Source organism: Mesocryomonas lacus (assembly GCF_055730105.2).
Genome location: NZ_JBUZWF020000019.1, coordinates 1 through 1343, shown reverse-complemented (window position 1 = coordinate 1343; position 1343 = coordinate 1). Strand labels below are relative to the sequence as shown.

The 1343-nt window shown below is 65.5% G+C and carries 1 protein-coding gene; it reads left to right on the top strand.

Features of this window, described 5'->3' with window-relative positions; genetic code table 11:
* Positions 1-73 precede the first annotated feature (73 nt).
* Positions 74-1302, top strand: a protein-coding gene (locus ACZLZQ_RS24245) for an IS3 family transposase (RefSeq protein ID WP_472951878.1) whose coding sequence is annotated in 2 segments (ribosomal slippage) — positions 74-422 and positions 422-1302 — 1230 coding nt in all. Because the reading frame shifts where the segments join, the coding sequence is not laid out codon by codon here.
* Positions 1303-1343: the final 41 nt, after the last annotated feature.

Sequence of the window (1343 nt, the reverse complement as noted above, 5' to 3'; positions counted from 1 at the left end):
TGGAGCGCACCCCGTTTTGACCGGACAGGTGGCATAGCCGATAAGGCATAGGCATCCGCCTATGAGTACGACTATGTCGAAAGCTCCTGATGGCCCGTTTTCTCGGGTTGAAGTGATCACTTCCGTGCAGCGCCGGCGGCGATGGTCGACGGCCGAGAAGGTCCGCCTCGTCGAGGAGGCGATGCAGCCGGGAATGAGCGTGTCCTTCGTAGCGCGGCAGGCGGGTGTCTCCCCGTCGCAGCTCTTTGCCTGGAAGCGCCGGATGCTGGAGGGCGGACATGCCGCCGTCCAAGCCGACGAGGACGTCGTCGGCACGTCGAGGGTCCGCGATCTGGAGAAGCGGGTCCGCGACCTCGAGCGCCTGCTCGGCCGCAAGACGATGGAGAACGAGATCCTCAAAGAGGCGCTCGACGTCGCTCGCCCAAAAAAACGGACATCGCCCTTGCTGTCCTGGAGCGATCCGACGGACGGTTCCCGGTGAGCGCCGTGGCGCGGACGCTGAACGTCGCTCGTTCCCACGTCAACGAGCGACGCGGCAGGGCGGTGAAACTGCGGGGGCCGTATCGCAAGGCTGAGGATGCTGAGTTCCTCGCGCCGATCCGTGCCATCGTCGACGCTCGGCCGACCTATGGCTACCGACGGGTCACCGCGCTGCTGAACCGTCGCCTGCGGGCGGAAGGGCAGCCGACGGTCAATGCCAAACGGGTGTTGAGGATCATGCAGCATCACGGCCTGACGCTCGAGCGCCATACCGCCCGTCGGCCAGGCCGAACGCATGATGGCGTCGTCATCGCGCTGCGCTCCAACGTGCGTTGGTGCTCCGACCATCTGGAGATCCATGCCCGCAACCGCGAGGTCGTGCGCATCCTCTTCGTGCTCGATGCCTGCGACCGCGAGATCATCGCCTGGTCGGCCGTGGCGCAGGCCGGCATCTCCGGCGAGATGGTACGCGACCTCATGGTCACCGCCGTCGAGCGCCGCTTCGGCACGACCAAGGTCCCACATGCCGTCGAATGGCTGTCGGACAACGGCAGCGCCTACATTGCCAAGGACACCGCCGACACCGCCCGTGCCCTCGGCCTGACACTGCTCTTCACGCCCGTTCGCAGCCCGGAGTCGAACGGCATGTCGGAAGCCTTCGTCAAAACTCTGAAACGGGACTACGCCAGCATCACCGTCCTGCCCGACGCCGCCACCATCCTCGCCTTGCTCCCCGACTGGATCGAGGATTATTGCGAGGTTCACCCACACTCAGGCCTGAAGTTCCGCTCGCCTCGTGAGTTCATCAGGCTCAGTGCCTAAACCCAACCGCCGCCTGTCCGGCGAAATGGGGTCCACTCCAG